The organism is Klebsiella sp. GW_Kp181, assembly GCF_040062315.1.
Lineage (GTDB): Bacteria > Pseudomonadota > Gammaproteobacteria > Enterobacterales > Enterobacteriaceae > Klebsiella > Klebsiella oxytoca.
This window is the reverse complement of record NZ_JBEAFR010000003.1, coordinates 68,928-89,400: the sequence shown is the minus strand read 5'-3', so window position 1 is coordinate 89,400 and position 20,473 is coordinate 68,928. Positions and strand designations below refer to the sequence as shown.

Annotated in this window: 19 protein-coding genes and 1 pseudogene; 7 read left to right on the top strand and 13 right to left on the bottom strand. The window is 55.4% G+C overall.

Annotation, left to right across the window (positions count from 1 at the left end; translation table 11 throughout):
* Positions 1-11: 11 nt before the first annotated feature.
* The 6 genes from ABLV11_RS03340 to ABLV11_RS03315 all read right to left on the bottom strand — a co-directional run bounded on the left by ABLV11_RS03340 (position 12) and on the right by ABLV11_RS03315 (position 5,999).
* The gene (locus ABLV11_RS03340) at positions 12-2,345 is read right to left on the bottom strand and encodes a fimbria/pilus outer membrane usher protein (RefSeq protein WP_126489276.1); all 2,334 of its coding nucleotides are present in this window, start codon (positions 2,343-2,345) and stop codon (positions 12-14) included.
* 2 nt (positions 2,346-2,347) lie between these two features.
* A complete protein-coding gene (locus tag ABLV11_RS03335; protein ID WP_004113760.1) occupies positions 2,348-3,112 on the bottom strand; it encodes a molecular chaperone in 765 nt (254 codons plus the stop codon).
* 17 nt (positions 3,113-3,129) lie between these two features.
* Positions 3,130-3,648 carry a spore coat U domain-containing protein gene (locus tag ABLV11_RS03330; protein ID WP_032692328.1) on the bottom strand — a complete coding sequence of 173 codons (519 nt, stop codon included), beginning with the start codon at positions 3,646-3,648 and terminating at the stop codon, positions 3,130-3,132.
* Between the two features lie 22 nt (positions 3,649-3,670).
* Positions 3,671-4,222 carry a spore coat U domain-containing protein gene (locus ABLV11_RS03325; protein WP_004103335.1) on the bottom strand — a complete coding sequence of 184 codons (552 nt, stop codon included), beginning with the start codon at positions 4,220-4,222 and terminating at the stop codon, positions 3,671-3,673.
* 577 nt (positions 4,223-4,799) lie between these two features.
* Complete coding sequence (locus tag ABLV11_RS03320) at positions 4,800-4,943, bottom strand: Ecr family regulatory small membrane protein (protein ID WP_142447463.1); 144 nt, start codon at positions 4,941-4,943, stop codon at positions 4,800-4,802.
* 111 nt (positions 4,944-5,054) lie between these two features.
* Entirely contained in the window at positions 5,055-5,999 is a 945-nt protein-coding gene (locus ABLV11_RS03315; protein ID WP_105890447.1) for a VirK/YbjX family protein, read from the bottom strand.
* Between the two features lie 165 nt (positions 6,000-6,164).
* Between ABLV11_RS03315 and pphA the strand changes: the two genes are divergently transcribed.
* On the top strand, positions 6,165-6,818 hold the full coding sequence (gene pphA / locus ABLV11_RS03310; protein WP_004113754.1) for a protein-serine/threonine phosphatase: 654 nt from the start codon (positions 6,165-6,167) through the stop codon (positions 6,816-6,818).
* On the opposite strand, the gene ABLV11_RS03305 is transcribed toward pphA, so the two are convergent.
* The 5 genes from ABLV11_RS03305 to yebS form a co-directional block, all read right to left on the bottom strand.
* A complete protein-coding gene (locus ABLV11_RS03305) occupies positions 6,815-7,006 on the bottom strand; it encodes a YebW family protein (protein WP_004103330.1) in 192 nt (63 codons plus the stop codon). The genes pphA and ABLV11_RS03305 overlap by 4 nt on opposite strands.
* 98 nt (positions 7,007-7,104) lie before the next feature.
* A complete protein-coding gene (locus ABLV11_RS03300) occupies positions 7,105-7,344 on the bottom strand; it encodes a YebV family protein (protein WP_004103329.1) in 240 nt (79 codons plus the stop codon).
* 115 nt (positions 7,345-7,459) lie between these two features.
* Positions 7,460-8,893 carry a 16S rRNA (cytosine(1407)-C(5))-methyltransferase RsmF gene (gene rsmF / locus ABLV11_RS03295; protein WP_126489273.1) on the bottom strand — a complete coding sequence of 478 codons (1,434 nt, stop codon included), beginning with the start codon at positions 8,891-8,893 and terminating at the stop codon, positions 7,460-7,462.
* Positions 8,894-8,971: 78 nt separating this feature from the next.
* Positions 8,972-11,605: a PqiB family protein gene (locus tag ABLV11_RS03290; RefSeq protein ID WP_004113750.1), complete on the bottom strand. Its 2,634-nt coding sequence runs from the start codon at positions 11,603-11,605 to the stop codon at positions 8,972-8,974.
* Positions 11,574-12,857: a membrane integrity lipid transport subunit YebS gene (gene yebS / locus ABLV11_RS03285; RefSeq protein ID WP_016808294.1), complete on the bottom strand. Its 1,284-nt coding sequence runs from the start codon at positions 12,855-12,857 to the stop codon at positions 11,574-11,576. Before yebS ends, ABLV11_RS03290 begins: the two co-directional genes overlap by 32 nt.
* A gap of 132 nt (positions 12,858-12,989) precedes the next feature.
* Between yebS and ABLV11_RS03280 the strand changes: the two are divergent.
* The 4 genes and pseudogenes from ABLV11_RS03280 (at position 12,990) to htpX (ending at position 17,455) form a co-directional block, all read left to right on the top strand.
* Positions 12,990-13,503, top strand: a pseudogene (locus ABLV11_RS03280) (GAF domain-containing protein).
* A gap of 81 nt (positions 13,504-13,584) precedes the next feature.
* Positions 13,585-14,268, top strand: coding sequence for an RNA chaperone ProQ (gene proQ / locus ABLV11_RS03275; protein WP_004103320.1), 684 nt, complete (start codon positions 13,585-13,587; stop codon positions 14,266-14,268).
* Positions 14,269-14,287: 19 nt separating this feature from the next.
* A complete protein-coding gene (gene prc, locus ABLV11_RS03270; protein WP_004113745.1) occupies positions 14,288-16,336 on the top strand; it encodes a carboxy terminal-processing peptidase in 2,049 nt (682 codons plus the stop codon).
* Positions 16,337-16,573: 237 nt separating this feature from the next.
* Positions 16,574-17,455, top strand: coding sequence for a protease HtpX (htpX, locus tag ABLV11_RS03265; protein WP_004113743.1), 882 nt, complete (start codon positions 16,574-16,576; stop codon positions 17,453-17,455).
* A gap of 72 nt (positions 17,456-17,527) precedes the next feature.
* Here htpX and ABLV11_RS03260 read toward each other — a convergent pair whose 3' ends face one another.
* A complete protein-coding gene (locus ABLV11_RS03260; protein WP_004103315.1) occupies positions 17,528-18,901 on the bottom strand; it encodes an MFS transporter in 1,374 nt (457 codons plus the stop codon).
* A gap of 177 nt (positions 18,902-19,078) precedes the next feature.
* On the opposite strand from ABLV11_RS03260, the gene kdgR reads away from it, so the two are divergent.
* A complete protein-coding gene (kdgR, locus tag ABLV11_RS03255; protein WP_004103314.1) occupies positions 19,079-19,870 on the top strand; it encodes a DNA-binding transcriptional regulator KdgR in 792 nt (263 codons plus the stop codon).
* Between the two features lie 45 nt (positions 19,871-19,915).
* Here the strand turns inward: kdgR and ABLV11_RS03250 are convergent, their stop codons facing one another.
* Positions 19,916-20,155 carry a YobH family protein gene (locus ABLV11_RS03250; protein ID WP_004103313.1) on the bottom strand — a complete coding sequence of 80 codons (240 nt, stop codon included), beginning with the start codon at positions 20,153-20,155 and terminating at the stop codon, positions 19,916-19,918.
* Positions 20,156-20,314: 159 nt separating this feature from the next.
* On the opposite strand from ABLV11_RS03250, the gene mgrB reads away from it, so the two are divergent.
* Positions 20,315-20,458, top strand: a complete 144-nt coding sequence (gene mgrB, locus ABLV11_RS03245) for a PhoP/PhoQ regulator MgrB (RefSeq protein WP_041146201.1) — start codon at positions 20,315-20,317, stop codon at positions 20,456-20,458.
* The last annotated feature ends 15 nt before the right edge of the window (positions 20,459-20,473 follow it).

Genomic DNA, 20,473 nt, shown 5'->3' with positions numbered 1-20,473 from the left:
TCTTATCTCCGCTATGAAGAGGGACAGCTGACCGGGCCTATCCGCTGCGGAACCGGCGTGGTCTCCGGAAGCTCGAACGGGATGCTGCATCGAAGCTCTCCGGCATTTATTTTGACTTCGTTAATGCGCCCGAGGTGCGAGAACCAGACCACGCCGTCGTAGCCCACCAGGGCGCGCTGTTGACTATTAACTTCCTCCACCGGCGTACCGACCGGTAGCGGTTGTCCCTGAGCATCGACGAAGATGAGCGTTGCCGAGCGCACGCGGTTAACCGGGAAATCAACCAGCGCGCCGCTGCCTTCGCGTACGGCGATGCGTTTTTCCACCGTGACGGCTTCGGTATCCGTGGGCAACGGCAGCGTATCGAGGGTGACCTTTCCCGGATACCAGGCCGAAGCCCAGGGGATCAGCAGATGACCATTTTTATCGGTCACGCCGACTTTGCGGTTTTCATAATTCACCGCAATGTTTGGATAGTTGCCGGTAGAAACGACGATAAAGGCGTCGTTAATTTGCCGGGCGAAAAACAGACTGTTATCCATCAGCACGACCGAGCCTGCGGCCTCAAACCAGCTGTGATGATCGTCACGCGACCCGTAATAGCCACCGCTCAGCGTGGACACGCGATTAATCCAGGTCAGATCCGCCTGACTATAGTTATTGCCGCCGATCGAATGGGCGAGGTTCCAGCCCAGCCCGCCTTCCGCCGGGGCAGAGCGACTAACGTTGATATTTTCCCCCCATTGGCCTGAGCTGGATCGTTGACCGCTTAGCTGCACGGAGCTTTGCGAATCGAAAGGGATAATGATTTGCAACATGCTGGCGTAGCTATTGTCCTGCAGATCGCGGTTTACGCTCAGGTTGAGGCTGCTGCTTTGCCACAGGCTGCGGCTCCAGGAGAGGTTCATGAGCCGGGTATGTGAATTATCCTCGGCTTTGATATCAAAATAGCCAATGCTGAAAGATCCGACCGCTCTGTCCCATGGGCTCAGGCTCAGCGTCGCCTGATCTGACTGACGGCTTAATGCGGCGACAGAACCGTAGGTGCTGAGGTTGTTGTAGTCGGCGCTGCGGCGAATATGCTGATAGTTCACTCCCCAGCTGCTGGCGTAATAAGAGTATCCGGCGGTGAGTTGATTGCCGCTGCCGTCGCCCCGGCTGGCGCTGGTCGACAGGCTGAGGGTGCCCAGGTTCCCCACGCCGATATCGCTGCCTATTCCGGCATTGGTTAATCCTTTGCGGTCTTCCGTATGCGTCGACAGCGTGAGCCAGTTGTTGACTCCATAGCGATAAATCGCGCTCAGCGCGCCGGCGCCATAATCGGCACTCTTGATACCGTAGTTGTTGCGCAGGGCCCCAAGGGTGAAATCAAAATCACTCAGGCCTTCGCGCAGCAGGGTGTTGGAGACATAAAAAGGAATGCTGGTGGACACCTGACGACCCAGGGCATCGGTGGTCACCACGGTAGCTTCGCCGGCGCCGCTGATCCAGGGAACGTTGGTCAGCGTATAGGGGCCGCCATTGATTTGCGCGGAGCTGGTTTTATAGCCGTTAATAAACAGATCGACGCTTGAAGGAACCGCCGCGCTGCCGGATAAATTGAGCAGCGGATACGTCACCAGATCCGGGCGAACGCTGAAGTTACGGCTCAGCCGGAGTCCTCCCATTCGTACTGAACTGCTCCAGGTCAGGGCGTTACTGACCACATCCCCGGCCTGGTAGCTAATCATCTGTTCGCTGTCGCTGTATTTCCACAGGGTGTCGTAACGCATAAAGCCCTGCTGCTCGTAGCCCGTCGAAGACCAGTTTTGCCGGATGACGGCATTGTTAGAAAGAACGCCTGGCGGCCCGAAGAGGCGCGTCTCGGTATAGGTGCTGGTGGTTTGCGTTCCGCCGGACGAGAAGAGGCTGTAAGCGTCATAGTTAAATAACATGCCGGGACTGCTTATCGCGGCCTGGTAGTTTTGTCCCGTCGTCTCCCCGATGCGCTGCTCGGGAAGCCAATTGTCCGGCACCCGGAGATTGAGCATTTGCCCCGGCCGATCGTATTCCACTTTAACCGAGGGGATCGTCGTCACGTCAACCAGCGCATCTTGGGTCTGTAAGGGAATATGCGCCTGGCGCAAAACGTCGGCGGCTATCCAATAGCGACCCGCAATAACCTTTACCGGAGCGGCGCTCGCCACGAGATTCCCGTTGACCGATACGCTGAGATACAGCTCATACTCCTGCTTATCGCTGTATGAAGCTGCTGGCGCAGGCAACGAATCATAGGTCGCAGCGCAGGCCGTTACCGACGCTAGTGCCAACAGCCCTCCGGTCGCTGCCCTTTTCAGATCGCGCATTATCAACGATCCGCCGGAATTTCCACCGCCTGGCCGTTATCCGTTAATTTCGCGAACAGGTGCATGCCTGAGGGGACTGAAGCGTTTCCTACCAGCGGGAAACAGCTCTTTTTCTGCGCCAGCACGTAGCCGAGCAGGCCATTGGCCTGAGCTATCTGGCCCTTGCCACCGGCATTGGCCCAGTAAACCGCGCTGAGCCGGGCATGCTGATTGCCGGTATTGTCGATGCACAGCGTCTGGCGGCTATTTTGCCGCGAGAGCGACCAGCGCAGCGTGGTTCTTACCGCTTCCACGGATCCATTGTTCTTCAGCGGGTTGATGCCCTGTCCGTAGGTAAACAACGGCAGGACATAGCGCATGCGCATTTTCAGTCCGGCGGAATTCTGTTCCTTCTGCGCCGTCGGTTCAGCGGCAGGAATCTCATCGATAACAATACGGTAGGATTGTTCTTTGCCAGCCGTGACGGGGGCGATGCGCATCAACCGTACCAGCTGACGCTGGCCGGGCGCGACGGTGGTAAAAGGTGGGCTGGCGACGACGTCACGCTGATCGGCATAGGCATCGGACGACCCTTTTTGGTCCCAGGAAAAAACCCGCAGCTGTAAATTAACCGGGGTAGCGCCGCGGTTTTCCAGCCACAGCTCTGACCCCTTTTCGTGGCTTTCGATAGTCTGGAAGATGGGCCAAACGAGGACGGAGCTTGCGGCCATAACGGAGCAGGGGAGAGATAAAGCGAATGTAAACAGCGCAAATCTACAGCGAATCATAGTTAACCTGTGATGATTTAATAGGTCAGCGTGACGGTGACCGTGTCGGTATAGGAGCCCACCGCCGGGAAGCCATTCGTGGCAAAAAGGCGGCCATAAACCGTATAGGTTTGCGTGGAGCTCGGAAATGATGCAACGCTCAGGGCCAGCGTACTGTTGCCCCAAACGTTAGCGCGGTTGGCATCCTGATAAAGCTGATAGGCCAGCGTGTTGCCGCCGCCGTTCGACATATAGCGCCGGGTGGCCGAACCGCCGTTTACGCCATAGTCGAGAGCGATTGAGATAGCGGTGCCGGGGGTACAGGTCACGATGATTGAGCCGGCGCCGGAAGTACTGGCGACATCAACATTGTTATAAAGCGATGACAGAGTGCCAAAACTCAAGGTGCCGAAATCCGTCGTTTGGGAGCCATCCCCCGCGCCAAGCGCGCAGCCAGCGGTTATCTGCGCGGAGACTTTGAAGGTCTTCTGGACAGTAGCGGCGTGGGCGCCCGAGGTAAAAAGCAGAATTAATGTAAGCCACTCTGGTCGAAGCATGACGCCCATTTTCCTTATGCGATTACCAGGTTAACGTTGCGGTTACGATGTCGTCATACACATCGGCTGTCGGCGCGTTGACGCTCTGGTCTTCGGGGCGAATACGGGCAAAAACGGGGATAGCCTGCGGGTTGCCTGTGCCTACAATAGCGATTGTTCCGCCGGGTAAAATTTCCTGACTGCGGGCGGCATCCGCATAGAGCCGATAAGCAATCTGCTGGTTGCCTGCCGCGTTTTTCATGTAACGCAGAGCAGCATCGCCATACTGGCCGCCGTCAAGCGTCAGCGTTGAGTCAAGATCTTCGGTACAGGTCACGGTAAGCGCGTTACCTCCGCCGCTTCCGGTGACGCTTGCATCAATGGAGTTGGCTAAATCACCGTAGGCGCCGAAATTAATCGTGCCCCAGCGGTTGTTTTCTCCATTTCGGACGTTCGATACGCTGCAGCCGCTGCCAAGTGTGACCTGAACACTAATCTGGCCGCTTAATGTTCCCGCTGCGGAAGCCGGTTGCGTAAGAACTATGGCGCTCAGTAAGCCGCCCAGGATACTGCGCGATATCGTTTTCACGTTCATCGAAAACCTCTTAGTGGAAAGCCGCTGAAGAAAAACAACAATGTAGCGATAGTCGTGAGTTACCGTTTAACAACCACGGTTTTGTTGGTTAACGTATAGCTACTTCTGTGGGATATGGGTAACTTTGCGTTAATGACTGCATTTTGGTTGTGAAATAGTTTTTTAGTCTGACTTATTGTATTCTGTTGAAATAAAATTCCTTATGTTAATATTTTGTTGGTTTTATGTGTTTTCTTTGTTTTTTGAAGGAGAGAGAAGAGAACGCGATTTTTTTAAAATCACAATCGGGCGCAAAGTTTGAAACAAAAAATCTGGACAAAAAGGCGTGTGTAGACACTTACCGTGCGGTTGAGCGACAACGAGGAGAAAACACCTGCACGAAATCAGGCCCATAGTGCAGGTGAATTTTACGGGCCAACATCGGAAGTGACCCAGTATACACATTTGTATGACAAATAGAATAATAGATAAGAAAACGCCTTAAATTTTTTGCCTATTATTTTAACGGCGCTTGTCCGAGGTATTGCAAAGAAAGGATAGGCAGCTTAGAGGCGACAAAGAAATAACGCCCAGGGCATTATTCTGGCGTCACAAAAGAGGGGTACAGCGTTGTTTCAAGGTAGCTAACAATGAACCATATTTCGTCACTAAAAATAAACCAGAGAGCAGCGGACAAAATAATCAACAGGATAGCCAGCAGGAGTATTTCTGTTTTGCTCATAACTTCACTAGCCGTCCGCAAGGAGTACAACGAAGTTATGATAGTAACTAAAGCGGCGTAGAAGATGCAAACGCCGCTGTGCTAAACGGCGTTGATGAAACGTTTGCAGCGTTAATCGATGAGAATTGTCATCTGCGCAGCCATATCATCCAGCAGCTGGAAGCGGCGACGATATTCAGCGCGCTTCTTACTGGCAATGCTCTCAAGCGTCTTTCTTTCCAGCTTCAGTGGTAAGCGCCAGCGCCATGCACCGTCGGCTACCCCTTCGATAGATTGCCAGAATTCATCATAGCTGGCGTGGAAATGGCGCCCTTTGCTCAGACGATAGCGCAGCGCGCGGAAGACGTGACCGTTATCGCTGACTCCGTAAATATGTTGAATGCCGCAACGCGCCGCCATTAGCCAGATAAACTCCATCAGCAGGCGTTTCGGGAACAGACCGTAGCAGGCGCGGGTTGCTCGTTTAATCACTTCATGCGAAATATTGCTACGCGGCCCCTGCAGGCCGCCAATAGTTAACTGCCAGCGATCCTGCTGACGGGAAACGCTAAAAGTCGCGCTGGCGAGCACGATCCCATCGCCATCGCGCAGCCATAGGGTCGTTTCACCCTCGCGTTCAGCTTTGCCCGCCGAGGAGGCGGAAAGCGAAAACCGGCTGTCGTCCTTGCCTGCCAGCTCAAGCAGCGGCAGCTCATTCGCTGCGGTCATGGCATCAGCCAGGCGCGATCCGCCCAGCGAGTCGACAAACTGGTAGTGGCTGATAATCGCGTGCGCGCGCTGGCTGGCGTTGAGCCCGCGGGTTAAATACTGACGATGAACCTTGCCCGGCAGAGTCACCTGAGCGGTCAGCAGCTGATTGAAGTCCGCGCGCGCCGACAGGCTCTCCAGCATGCTGCGCGTTGGCGCATAAAATAATGCCGTGCGCAGTAAAAACTTCAGCCGGTAATTACGTTTTTGCCAGATGGGTGCAGGGGTGAGTCGCCCCATCACCAGGTCGGCAATAAGATTGGGGCGTCGTTCAACGACCCCGGCTGAATGCAGGCTGTTATCCGTCACGATGAATACCTCGTTGTTATTTAGCCTCTATTCTAGGGATATATCGTGAGGAGCTTAATGCCCTGGCGGACTATATTTGGCTTTCGTTTAAACTCGATTGAGGTGGCAATATTACGCCCGCGGCAGCGGGAGAATTTTCCTATAATTAGGTCAGGAGGACGAAATATGTATCAGCGTATTAACGGTTCCGCCTGGCGTAATATCTGGCTGGTTGGCGACCTGCACGGCTGCTTTGCGCGGCTGATGGAAGCCCTTCGCGAGCGCAGGTTCGATCCTTACCAGGACCTGCTTCTTTCCGTGGGCGATCTGATCGATCGTGGGCCGCAAAGCGCGGAGTGTTTGGATTTACTGCGCTATCGCTGGTTTTTCGCGGTGCGCGGCAACCATGAACAGATGGCGCTGGATACGCTTGCCGATGGCGAACCGATGCTCTGGGAAATGAACGGCGGTGGCTGGTATACGCAACGCTCAGAACAGCAGAAAGAGCGCCTCGCGCCGCTTATCGCCCGCTGCCGTCATCTGCCGCTGATTATTGAGCTCCACAGCGCTGAGCAAGTCCATGTTATCGCCCATGCGGATTATCCGGCGACGCTTTATCGCTGGCAGCAGGCGGTGGATGAGCATCAGGTGCTGTGGAGCCGACAGCGTCTTACCGATCATCTCTCCGGGCGTCACGGCGCGATTGCCGGTGCTGACCACTTCTGGTTCGGCCATACGCCGCTTAAACGGCGTTACGACTACGATAATCAGCACTATATTGATACCGGGGCGGTATTTGGCGGGGAGTTAACCCTGGCGGCGCTACAGAGGACGGGCTAAAAGTCACTGTACTCCTGGGCGGGCAGCCAGAAACTATCGATAAAATCCTCTACCGGAAAGCAGCCGCCGTGACGTATTCGCTGATCGTCCATCGCTGCGGTGCACTGCCGTTCGTTATCGTACACATCCACAACGATATCTTCACAGCCTCCGTCGAGGTAACAAATAAACAGCACTAAGGCAAACATCCCGGTCTCATATCCTGAAAAACATAGTTATAAGTGTAGGAGATGTCGGGAAAGCAGGGGGAATAAATAACCCGTCTCAGGCGACGGGTTCCTTTGAATCAGGCGAGACGCATGATCCAGGCATCGGACTGACGATCGTAGTGCTTACGGTAGAGGACGGAATGTTCACCATCAAGTATGGCGGGTACGCTGGTGTCCGCGTCCCATGCATCTAGCTGCATACATAAATCCGGATCGGATTTGCAGGGTATGCTTAACGTTCGCTCTCCCTGCTGTTCGCCGTGCAGTTCGGCGTCGTCTATTTCAAACGCGCCGATACGTACGCTGGTTTTACTCATAAGTTCACCCCGTTGATCTGCTGATTTGTGGTACGACCAGTTAAGGCCGCCATTTTTCAGCGTAGACAAAGGTGCGCAAAGCGCCAGTGAAAAAATGCTGTTTTTCCGTTCGTCATCACGCTTTAGTGCTAAAAAGCTTTCCGTCGCGCACCAGTTCACGGGGATAGCTGTTTTTTAAACGCGAGCCGATTTTTTTCGCCAGTCCCAGCGGCGCGCCCTGAAACGTGACAATAACATCATCCTGCTGCGGCGGTACTGCAGGATAGACGTCACGACCGCGGTACCACTCTTCCGCTTCGGCCTGGGTCAGCTCAAAAGGGGCATCAGGCGCGGCAAGCGCAATGACCGCTTCGTGCTGCCAGCGATAGCCTTTGTTGTGGGTTTCGGCAAGACGGATACCGATGCGGGAAAAGCGCACTTTGCCGAATAGCGACTCGAGCGCGTGAGGGAATAGCCAGATTTCTTTATCCCGCTGCCAGAGCGTATGGTCAGCGTCCCAATGCAGGCCAACGGCGGCAGCGGCGGTCGCAATGGCGGCCGATTCGCGGCTTTTAAGCTGGATAAAGGGGAATTTACCGACCTTATAACCCGGCGCCGGCAGCGGTGCGATGGCGGCGGTTTTACGCAGACGGGCGACGAAGAAGCCTTCGCAATCGAAAATCTGCGGGAACACGTGCAGGAAACCCTCTTCGGTTAGCGCCTCGCTGGCCTGCGGGAACAGCGAACCGAGCGGCAGTACCTCTGCCGCCTGCGGATAGCGCGCCAGTAGTCCGTTGACCACGTCTTCGTTTTCTTGCCGGTTCAGGGTACAGGTGGAGTAGACCAGCGTGCCGCCGGGGCGAAGCGCATGAAACGCGCTGTCGATAAGCTCGCGCTGGGTCTCGGCGATACTGGCGTTGCTTTCCGGCGACCAGTTTTTTAACGCATCGGGGTCTTTCCGTACCACGCCTTCGCCGGAGCAGGGGGCGTCGAGGAGAATCGCGTCAAAACACTCCGGCAGCGCGGCGCCGAATACGCGCCCATCAAAATGGGTCAGCGCCACGTTGCCGATCCCGCAGCGGCTGATATTGGCGTGCAGCACTTTAACCCGGCTGGCGGAATATTCGTTGGCCAGGATCCCGCCTTTATTGCCCATGCGCGCGGCGATCTGGGTGGTTTTTGACCCCGGCGCGGCGGCGACGTCCATCACCCGGTTCGGCATATTTCCGTCGGCAAACAGCGCGGCGACTGGCAGCATGGAGCTCGCTTCCTGGATGTAAAACAGCCCGCTGAGATGTTCAGCGGTGCTGCCCAGCGGCAGGGCGTCTTCTTCCTCGCGATCGATCCAAAAACCCTCCTCACACCAGGGTACCGGCGTTAGCTGCCAGCCGTAAGGGGCGACCAGCTGCAAAAAGTCAGCCACGCTGATTTTTAGCGTATTTACGCGAAGGCTTCGGCGCAGGGGGCGCTGGCAGGCGGCGATAAAGTCAGCGAAAGAGAGATGCGTCGGCATTGCCGTACGCATTTGAGCGAGGAATTCTTCAGGAAGATAGACAGCGTTTTGAGCCACGGGGAGCGCACCACAACGAAAAAAGGGGGCGTAGTTTACCATAAAGGCTCCGGCGACGGACACCGGAGCCTGTTATGCTTAGCGCGGCAGGGCGGTACCCCATTCGCGCCACTCTTTCGGTTCACTCTCCAGCAGCAGGAAGTGTTTACCATCCTGCGCTTTCGGCGCCAGCGGCGTACCCGGAGGCGTCGCAAAAGCGATGCCGCCGCGAATGAACTGATTGAAGGTACCGGTTTTCACCACGCCGCCGATCAGGCCAAAGTCGAGGCTATAGCCGGAAGCCAGCCAGAACACCGAGTTGTTGCGCACCAGATACTGATAACGTTTACTGATACGCAGCTGTACCATGACGCGATCCGACATCGAACCGAGCATCAGGCCGGTAACCGTACCGACTTCAAGCCCGCGGAACAGCACCGGCGTGCCGATACCCAGCGAACCGGCTTCGGGTACTTCGACGATAATGCTCAGGCCGTCGATATAACGTGAATCGCTAATCGTGGTTTCCTGAATTTCAAAATCACGGCGCGGCGCACCGCGTCCCGGCTCCACGTTAATATAGGCCTGGAAGAGCGTATCCAGATGCTCGACGCCCGCTGCGGAAATCTGCGGAGTAATCACCGAGAAACGCGTGCCGGCGCGGGCGAAGGTGTTGACGTATTCCGGATAGAGAACCGCTTTCGCCTGCACTTCGTTTTTCGCGGTAATTAAATTCAGCGATTGGATCTGCCCAATATCAATCCCCAGGTAGCGAATCGGCATACCTTCGGCGATTTTACCGGCGTCGAAGGCGTGCAGGGTTATCTGGCCACCCACCGCGCGGGCGGCGGTTTCCGACGCATACAGCACGCGTTTATTATCGATACGCGCGCTGGCGCTGGCGCCGCTCAGATTATCAAAGCTTATCGCGCCTTTCAGCGCGCGGGAGAGCGGGGAGGCCTGAACCGTCAGGCCGCTGCCGTTAAGCTGCACTTTCGCGCCGCCTTCGGCCCAGAACACGCTGTTGCTGGTGAGCAGATGGCGATATTCCGGTTTGATATGGATGTTGATCTCAAAAGCGTTCTTGCGCGGCTGAACGGTGATGATTTCCCCGACTGCGAATTTACGATACAGCACCACGGATCCTGCCTGGACGTCCGGCAGCGTCTCAGCTGAGAGCGTGAGAGTGGTGGTCGGCAGATCGCTCATGCTGTTTTCCAGCGCTTTTTCCTGGTTGGCGTACAGCGGATAGCGGCTTTGCATCGCCCCTTTGTCGCCCGGAATAATGCGGATCCCGCCGTTGACCCATTCGCTGGCGCTGGCGCCGAGGAACTCCACGCCATCAATACCGACTTTGACGTCGATACGGCTGTTGACCACGAATTTGCTGTCGCCGCGCACCAGTGAACGGTACTCGGGCATGACTGCGACCTGGAAAGTGACGCCGTCGGCGTTTAGCTTGCGCTCCAGAACCTGGCCAATCTGAACGCCGTGCAGGATCAGCGGCTGCCCGGCATCAATACCGTAGCTTTCTGGCGCGGTGAGCGTGACGGTTGCGACATCCGGCTCTTCCAGGATGGATTTATCGGCTGGCAGCACCGCAAACTGGTTGCGCGGTTCACCCTCGCCGGGGACCAGCTCAAAGGTGGTACCGGTCAGCAGGGCGCTGACGCTGGGATTATCCAGCGAGATTTTCGGCTTCTTCATCTGAATCAGCGTCTTCTCGCGCAGCAAGCTGACGACGCTGGGATCGACGGTCATTTCGCCGGTGACTTTCCCGTCAGCATCGAGATTTAGTTTACTGAGCTGGCCGACCTCCAGACCCTGATACATCAGCGGTGTAGAGCCCGCTTTTAACCCTGCGCCGTCCGGAAGGTCCAGTTTAACCACCACTCCGCGCTGGCTGTGCGCCAGGTCTTCGTATAAGTGATAATCGGTATTCTGCTGAGCCTGCGGAGAATCATCGGGGGAATCAAAGGCGATAGCGCCGTTCACCAGCGCGGAGAGGCTGTCCAGCTGAACTTTAGCTCCGCTCAGGCTGACGTCCGCCTTTACGCCGGATACGTTCCAGAAGCGGCTCTCTTTTTTCACAAGATTGGTGAAACGCCGCTCGATCAGTACATCAATCGTGACGCCCTGATTGTTCGGATTAATGGCGTAGTCATACACCCGGCCGACCGGAATCTTACGGAAGTAGACCAGCGAGCCGCTGGTTAACGAGCCTAAATCCGCTGACTTGAGATGGATCATCAGCTCGCCGTTATTAATGTGGTACTTCGGCTGGGTATCGAGGGCGACAAAGTGATCCTCGGGCTCGCCCTGACCTGGCATCATGCCGATATAGTTGCCGCCAACCAGCGCATCCAGGCCGGACACGCCGGCAAGCGAGGCTTTCGGCGTCACCAGCCAGAACTGGGTCTCCTTGCGCAGCGCATCTTTCATATCGCCTTTGACGCTGGCAGAAACCTCGATTTTACTCAGATCTTTGCTTAGCGAGATATTCTCGACCGTACCGACTTCTACCCCCTGATAGCGGATAGGCGTCCGTCCCGGAACGATGCCGTTGGCCGACTGGAAGTCGATGACGATCGTCGTACCGCGATCCTGATAGCTGGTCCAAATCAGCCAACCGGCAATCAGCAGCGCGATGACCGGCAGCAGCCAGAACGGTGAAATGCGGCGTTTAGTTTTAATCTTGGCTTCAGTCGGCGAAGCGGGCGTTTCCTGACTCATGTGCGTCCCAAAGTAAGCGGCTGTCCAGCCATTCAACAGCAAGGATAGTTAAAATTACCGCGGCGCCAAAATAGACCGCGGCGGGCCCCATCGTAAACGCGAGGAGCTGATCGCGGTTGATCAGCGACATGGTTAATGCGATGACAAAAAGATCCAACATAGACCAGCGGCCGATCCAGGTAATCAGCCGCAGCAGCAGGATGCGGGTACGTAGCCCCTGTTCACACTTGAATTGTATGCTGACCAGCAGGGTAAACAATACAATAACTTTGGTGAATGGGACCAGAATACTGGCGATGAACACCACCCCGGCGATGGCGACGTTGCTGCTGGCCAGCGACATAATGCCGGAAAGGATGGTGTCTTCCTGACGCGCGCCGTTGACGTAGATGATCGAGATCGGCAGCAGGTTGGCAGGAAGCAGGAAAACCAGTGATGCAATCAGCGCAGCCCAGCTCTTTTGCAGGCTTTGCCGGCGTCGATGGCGCAAAGGCGTGTGGCAGCGGCGGCAGCGCCCGCGCGCATCGCGATGTCCGGTATAATGGCAGCCCAGACAGACCTGAAGATTTTCATCCGGGCGCAGCGCCGGGCGCTGGGGATAAAAACGCTCCCAGAGCTCTTCAACGTTCATATGGATAAGCGTCAGGATACTGAGCAGCGTGAGGGAAACATAGGCGACAAGCCCGATACCCGGCTGCAGGAAGGCGTAATCCTGCACTTTAATGGAGGCGACGCCGATGCCAACCAGGTAAATATCCAGCATTACCCACTCCTTGAGCCGCTCCAGCATCAGCAGTATCGGTCGCAGATTCATGCCCAGCACGTTGCCCAACCACAGGTAGGCGATTGACACCACCAGCAGCACCGGCGCGACGACCGCGCAAAAGAGCACCATCGCCGCCGTGAGCGGATCGCCCTGGCCGGTCATTTGCCAGATGCCCTGAAGGACGTTAGCGTCGATACGCACGCCCAGCAGATGCAAACGTAGCAGCGGTTCGCTCCACGCAAAAGGCATCAGCAGCAGCATAGCGATCGCCATGCTGCCCAGCCGGGTAAGCGACCAGTCGCGGCCATCGCGCACTTTGGCGTTGCAGCGAGGGCACCAGGCGCTTTGATTCTTTTTGAGGACCGGTAAACTAAACAGCAGGTCGCACTGCGGGCAGCGCTGATAGTGAGCGTGCGCAACAGGGGCGCTGACCGAGTAGACGATCATCTTTTTTGCTGGCGTAATCCTGGGTGTTTTTAGTGGCATTTATAACTTACAGAAATGAATATATCTCTCTATCTTAACTCAGGAATGAATTCATCTTGAGCATGAATGCATTTAAAGCTTATTTTATTAGGCTGTAAGTGTAAGGCAGTAAGACAACTAAGCGATCATATAATGAACAAATCAGAATTCTACGCGGATTTAAACCGCGATTTTCAGGCGTTAATGGCAGGCGAAACCAGCTTCCTGGCGATGATCTCAAATACCAGCGCGCTGTTATTTGAACGACTGGCGGAAGTGAACTGGGCCGGTTTCTATCTGCTGGAAGGCGATACTCTCATCCTCGGGCCGTTCCAGGGCAAGCTGGCCTGCGTGCGTATTCCGGTAGGACGCGGCGTATGTGGGACTGCCGTCGCGCAGAATCGCGTGCAGCGGGTCGAGGATGTTCACGCCTTTGATGGCCACATCGCCTGCGATGCCGCCAGCAATTCGGAAATTGTCTTCCCGCTACGGGTGAACAATCAAACCATCGGCGTCCTGGACATCGATAGCACGGCGCATTCCCGCTTCACCGTTGAAGACGAGCGGGGTCTGGCAGAACTGGTCTCGCATCTGGAAAAACTCATTTCTGCCACGGATTATCAAAAAATATTCACCCGCGTCGCAGGATAATCAACGGATAACGTAGCATTTACCGAGGACGTCATTATAATGACGCCTGTTCATGCCTGCGGCTTGTTGGCTACGTCCGTTGTAATCAGGAAATTTCATGGAAAATCAACCTAAGTTGAATAGCAGTAAAGAAGTCATTGCGTTTCTGGCCGAACGTTTCCCTCAGTGCTTTAGCGCTGAAGGCGAAGCTCGCCCCCTGAAAGTCGGTATTTTTCAGGATCTCGTTGAGCGCGTTGGCGGAGAGATGAATCTCAGCAAAACCCAACTTCGCGCTGCTTTGCGTCTTTATACTTCGAGCTGGCGCTATCTGTACGGCGTTAAGCCAGGCGCTGTCCGCGTTGACCTTGACGGCAACCCGTGCGGCGAACTGGAAGAGCAGCATGTCGCTCATGCCCGCCAGCAGCTTGAAGAAGCAAAAGCCCGCGTTCAGGCGCAGCGCGAAGCGCAGCAGGCCAAAAAACGTGAAGCCGCTGCCGCAGCAGGCCAGCCGGAAGAGGGAGCACGTCGCGAGCGTAAACCGCGTCCTCAGCCTCAGGCTCGTCGCAAAGAAGGCGCTGAGCAGCGTAAACCACGCCCGGCAGCAGCAGCCAAAGCGCCGCGCGAAGAGCGTCATACCCCTGTATCAGATGTGTCTGTATTGACCGTTGGCCAGGCACTGAAGGTGAAAGCAGGCAATAATGCAATGGACGCCACCGTCCTGGAAATCACCAAAGATGGCGTTCGTGTACAGCTGACTTCTGGTATGTCAATGATTGTACGCGCAGAACACCTGGTGTTCTGAAACGGAGGCCGGGCCAGGCATGAACAAATTCTTTAAGCTCACCGCGTTGGCGGGCCTGCTGGTAATAGCAGGCCAGTCGTTCGCCGTGGACGATATAACCCGGGTCGATCAAATCCCCGTGCTGAAAGAAGAGCCGCAGCACGCGACGGTGAGCGAGCGCGTAACATCGCGCTTTACCCGCTCTCACTACCGCCAGTTCGATCTCGACAATGCCTTTTCGGCGAAAATTTTCGATCGCTATCTGAACCTGCTGGACTACAGCCATAACGTGCTGTTAGCCAGCGACGTCAACCAGTTTGCCGCGAAAAAGAATCAAATCGGCGATGAACTGCGCAGTGGGAAGCTGGACGTATTTTACGACCTGTATAACCTGGCGCAGAAGCGTCGCTTTGAGCGCTATCAATATGCGCTGAAAGTGCTGGAACGGCCGATGGATTTTACCGGCCACGATAATTTCAACCTTGACCGTAGCAAGTCGCCCTGGCCGAAAGATGAAGCCGAGCTGAACGCGCTGTGGGATGCCAAGGTGAAGTTTGACCAGCTAAGCCTGAAGCTGGCTGGCAAAGATGATAAAGAGATTCGCGAAACCTTAACCCGCCGCTACAAGTTTGCTATCCGCCGTCTGGCGCAAACCAATAGCGAAGACGTGTTCTCACTGGCGATGACCGCCTTTGCGCGTGAAATCGACCCGCATACAAACTATCTCTCACCGCGCAACACCGAGCAGTTCAATACTGAAATGAGCCTGTCTCTGGAAGGTATCGGCGCGGTGCTGCAGATGGACGACGACTACACGGTGATCAATTCTCTGGTTGCGGGCGGTCCGGCGGCGAAGAGTAAAGCCATCAGCGTGGGCGATCGCATCGTTGGCGTCGGCCAGCCTGGTAAAGGCATGGTCGATGTGATCGGCTGGCGTCTTGATGATGTCGTCGCGCTGATTAAAGGTCCCAAGGGCAGCAAGGTTCGCCTGGAGATTCTCCCGGCGGGTAAAGGCGCGAAAACGCGTATTGTGACCCTCACGCGTGAACGCATTCGTCTGGAAGACCGTGCGGTTAAGATGTCAGTCAAAACCGTTGGCAAAGAAAAAGTTGGCGTGCTGGATATTCCTGGCTTCTATGTTGGCCTGACGGATGACGTTAAAGTTCAGCTGCAAAAGCTGGAGAAACAAAACGTTAGCAGTATCGTCATCGATCTGCGCAGCAACGGCGGCGGGGCGCTGACCGAAGCGGTTTCGCTTTCTGGCCTGTTTATCCCCTCCGGCCCGGTTGTCCAGGTTCGCGATAATAACGGTAAAGTCCGTGAAGACAGCGATACCGATGGCGTGGTGTACTACAAAGGTCCGCTGGTCGTCCTGGTCGATCGTTTCAGCGCCTCGGCTTCCGAAATTTTCGCCGCTGCGATGCAGGATTATGGCCGCGCGCTGATCGTCGGAGAGCCGACCTTCGGTAAAGGGACCGTCCAGCAGTATCGTTCGCTGAACCGTATCTACGATCAGATGCTGCGTCCTGACTGGCCGGCGCTGGGTTCCGTACAGTACACTATCCAGAAATTCTATCGCATCAACGGCGGTAGTACTCAGCGCAAGGGTGTAACGCCGGATATCATGATGCCGACCGGAACCGAAGAGCGTGAGACCGGCGAGCAGTATGAAGACAACGCGCTGCCGTGGGATAGCGTCAATGCGGCAACCTTCGTGAAATATGGCGATTTGACGCCGTTTGGACCGGAACTGCTGAAGCGTCACGATGCGCGTATTGCCAAAGATCCTGAGTTCCAGTACATCATGAAGGATATTGCTCGTTATAACGCGATGAAAGACAAACGCAACATCGTTTCCCTGAACTACGCGCAGCGTGAAAAGGAGAACGAAGAAGATGATGCGATTCGTCTGGCCCGCGTTAACGATCGCCTGAAACGCGAAGGTAAGCCGTTACTGAAAAAGCTGGAAGATCTGCCGAAGGATTACCAGGAGCCCGATCCGTATCTTGATGAAACGGTTCATATTGCGCTCGACCTGGCCCATGAGGAAAAGGATCGGCCAGCGGTAGAGCCCCCGGCCAGTAAATAATCCCCCCAACGGGCACAATGATTTGTGCCCGTTTTCTTTCGCTTCTTTCCCAACGTTCATTGCCTGATTTCAACAAAATGTCAACGCTTTTGCCCAGCGTCAGCAATATGCTACAAAATGTAAAGTTGTGTCTTTCTCGTGACTTAGCGGGGGCTGATGGTTGAAAATTAGCGTTCTACCCATACCATGTGGGTAATCGCATAGTGCGTTTTGTTAAATCGAGGTAAAAAGAAAATTATGATGCGAATCGCGCTTTTCCTGCTGACCAACCTGGCAGTGATGGTGGTGTTCGGGCTGGTGCTAAGCCTGACGGGAATTCAGTCAAGCAGCATGACCGGGCTGCTGATCATGGCGCTGTTGTTTGGCTTCGGCGGTTCAATCGTTTCGCTGCTGATGTCGAAATGGATGGCGTTGAAATCGGTGGGTGGGGAAGTCATTGAGCAGCCGCGTAACGAAACCGAGCGCTGGTTGATGAATACCGTCGCGCAGCAGGCGCGCCAGGCGGGAATTGCCATGCCGCAGGTCGCGGTCTACCATGCGCCGGATATTAACGCCTTCGCGACCGGCGCGCGCCGCGATGCGTCGCTGGTTGCGGTCAGCACCGGGCTGTTGCAGAACATGAGCCGTGATGAAGCGGAAGCGGTTATCGCCCATGAGATTAGCCACATCGCTAACGGCGATATGGTCACCATGACGCTGATTCAGGGGGTGGTGAACACCTTCGTTATCTTTATCTCGCGCGTTATCGCGCAGATTGCGGCGGGCTTCCTCGGCGGCAACCGCGATGAAGGTGAAAGCAGCAACGGCAACCCGCTGATCTACTTTGCGGTTGCTACGGTGCTGGAGCTGGTGTTTGGTATTCTGGCCAGCATCATCACCATGTGGTTCTCCCGCTACCGCGAATTCCATGCGGACGCTGGCTCAGCGAAACTGGTGGGGCGTGAGAAAATGATCGCTGCGCTGCAGCGTCTGAAAACCAGCTATGAGCCGCAGGAGGCCAGCAGCATGATGGCATTCTGCATTAACGGTAAAGCGAAATCCATGAGCGAGCTGTTTATGACTCACCCGCCTCTGGATAAGCGCATTGAAGCCCTGCGCAGCGGCGAATATCTGAAGTAATCGCCGCTCCCGGCCCTGAAAACAAAAATCCGAAACCTTCGGGCTGCGGATTTTTTTATGTCGATTCTTTGCTTACAGCCTGGCGCGCGGCTGCGTGACGCGTAGCCCGCTGACGGCGGCGGCGACGACGGCAAGGATCCCGGCCAGCAGAAGTGCGGTATGAGTTCCGCTATTGCCCAGCAGGTTAAACAGCAGCGCCACCAGCGCGGCGCCTGTACTCTGTCCAAGCAGACGGGCGGTACCCAACATGCCGCTTGCTCCGCCGCTGCGATGAGCCGGCGCTGAAGAGACGATCGTATGGTTGTTGGGTGACTGGAACAGGCCAAAGCCCGCGCCGCAGAGCGCCATTCGCCAGATAATATCCAGATCCGTGGGTGTGGAGGGGAGCATCGCCAGACCGAACAGGCCGCAGGCCATTACCAGCAGACCAATCGCCCCCAGCAGACCGGCGTGAAATTTCTCTATCAAATAGCCTGCCAGCGGCGCCATTACCATGGTTGCCAGCGGCCACGGCGTCAGGAGCAGACCGGTTTCCACCTCGCTGCGTCCAAGCATCGACTGCAGGAAGAATGGTAGCGAAACCATGGCCAGCATCTGGGCGCAGAAGGAGCATATCGAGGTGCAGATGGACAGGGAAAAAATCGGAATGCGCAGCAGATCGACGGGTAGCAGGGGAACCGGCATTCTGAGCTGACGGCGGACAAAAAAGAATCCAACGACCAGCATCGCAATAACCTCCGCCAGCACCAGCTCGCCGGATTGGCCCTGTGCGAACCCGCCGAGAGCGGTAATTAATAAGCCGAAAGTGAGAGCATTCATGATGGCGCTGGGCAGATCGAAGCGGGTGACCTTGCTCCCGCCGACATTGGCGGGCAGGTAGCGCATCGCGAGAACCAGTGAGATAACGCCCAGCGGAACGTTAATGAGAAACAGCCATTGCCATGAAGCCATCGACAGGATAGCGGCGGCAATGGTCGGGCCCGCAGCGGATGAGACGGCGACAACAAAAGAGTTGATCCCCATTCCGCGGCCGAGAAAGCGGCGGGGATAAATCAGGCGAATCAGCGCGGTATTAACGCTCATTAGCGCCGCGCCGCCAAGACCCTGCGCAACGCGCGCCAGCGTCAACATTTCCAGGCTGCGGGAGAGCGCGCAGGCTAAAGAGGTGAAGGTGAATACGACCAGGCCGATTTTATAAATGCGCCGATAGCCGACCATATCGCCGAGGAAAGAGAGCGGCAGAAGCGCAATAACAATGGCAATTTGATAGGCGTTTACTATCCAGATTGAGGATGCCGGTGACGCGTTTAAATCGCTGGCGATCGTCGGAAGCGCTACGTTGGCGATAGCGCCGTCCAGCACGGCCATCGTCAGGCCTAATACAATGGTCAGGATGGCGCCGTAACGCTGCGGTGCTGGCAGCCCATCGGGGAGGTTTTTATCCATATAAAGTGTATGTCTTATCGGGAACTATTAACTGGATAATGATTTTAGCATTGAATATTCAGCGGCATGTCGCAGATTTGTAACGAATGGGCAGAAGAACGATTGCGGGTAACGGGATGCGAATTTATAATAAAAACCGGTTCTAATTTTTATAAAACAGTTGCGATGAGGTGATAAATGGCAGTTGCAGATTTGGATAAACAGCCAGATTCTGTCTCTTCGGTATTGAAGGTTTTTGGCATCCTGCAGGCGCTTGGCGAAGAGCGTGAAATTGGCATTACCGAACTGTCCCAGCGCGTCATGATGTCAAAAAGCACCGTTTATCGCTTTTTGCAGACCATGAAATCGCTGGGGTACGTAGCGCAGGAAGGGGAATCTGAGAAGTATTCTTTAACCCTGAAACTCTTCGAACTCGGCGCGCGGGCTTTGCAGAACGTCGATCTGGTGCGCAGCGCCGACATTCAGATGCGCGAGCTATCACGCCTGACGAAAGAGACCGTCCACCTGGGCGCCCTGGATGAAGACAGCATTGTTTACATCCATAAAATCGACTCAATGTACAATTTGCGCATGTATTCGCGCATCGGACGCCGTAACCCGCTGTACAGCACCGCGATCGGTAAGGTGCTGCTGGCATGGCGCGATCGCGCGGAAGTTGAGCAGATTCTGGAAGGCGTTGAGTACAAACGCAGTACCGACCGGACCATCACCAGCACCGAAGAGCTGCTGGCGGTTCTGGATAAGGTCCGCGAGCAGGGCTACGGCGAAGATAACGAAGAACAGGAAGAAGGGCTGCGCTGCATCGGGGTGCCGGTTTTCGACCGCTTCGGCGTGGTTATCGCCGGCCTGAGTATCTCTTTCCCGACGCTACGTTTCTCCGAAGAGCGCCTGAACGAGTATGTTGCGATGCTGCACACGGCGGCGCGTAAAATTTCTGAGCAGATGGGCTACAACGATTATCCGTTCTGATTCACTATCCTATTCGGGCTACCGTTGCTGTAGCCCGAACCATGACTAGCCGTTATCCACTACCGTGACGCTTTTTCGCAGAACAGGGCAATCGGTAATGCCGATAATACCGCTGCTGGAGTGAACATATTGTGCGGTGCTGATGCCGCGAGCGGTGAGATATTTGCACTGCAATCCTAACCCACCGGCATTCTCACTGCTGCCTATTAACACGCCGTAGCCGCTTAATAATACGCCAATCCATAAGATAGCCAGCACCACAATGGTACGAATGATCAATCGCATTGTTGCCTCAATATTTGTATTATCCCTGCGTCTATTCTGTCATGCACACGAGTTGAAACAAGTCTATGATTCCTAAACTTGCCTTTCGTATTACAGTTAGCCGCGGTTTAAGATGGTCATGTTATCCTGGCGACATTTGATACTGATGCGGAGTGTGGAGTGAAAAAATTACGGTGGGTTTTGCTGATAGTCGTTATTGCAGGATGTTTACTGCTATGGACTCAGATGCTTAACGTAATGTGCGATCAGGATGTACAGTTCTTCAGCGGCATCTGCACTATCAATAAGTTTATTCCCTGGTAAGACATTTTTTATATG